At 66.5% G+C, this 230-nt stretch carries 1 protein-coding gene; it reads right to left on the bottom strand.

The window, feature by feature from the left end; genetic code table 11:
• Positions 1–230: sigma factor (locus SB753_RS42200; RefSeq protein WP_410805840.1), on the bottom strand; the 230-nt coding region annotated here is incomplete at both ends.

Genomic DNA, 230 nt, shown 5'->3' with positions numbered 1-230 from the left:
CATCCGGCTGGAGCTGTTGCATCTCGTTGGCCAGCAGCAGCGTCTCGGAGAGGTCGACCGGGGCGCTCACCATGTCGTCCGGCGAGGTCAGGCGCTTCATCTCCTCGTGCAGTCGCCTGATCCGTGCGCGCGATTCGTGCATGTCGGCGATCCGTCGGCGGGCGATCACGACCAGCCATGTCGATAGTTTCGCCTTCGCCGAGTCGTAGCTCGCCCGCGAGGTCCACGCG

The sequence above is a fragment of the Paraburkholderia sp. SIMBA_053 genome, assembly GCF_046534895.1.
GTDB lineage: Bacteria > Pseudomonadota > Gammaproteobacteria > Burkholderiales > Burkholderiaceae > Paraburkholderia > Paraburkholderia caledonica.
The sequence above is the reverse complement of the archived record's forward strand: the minus strand, read 5'-3'. Positions and strand labels throughout refer to the sequence as shown.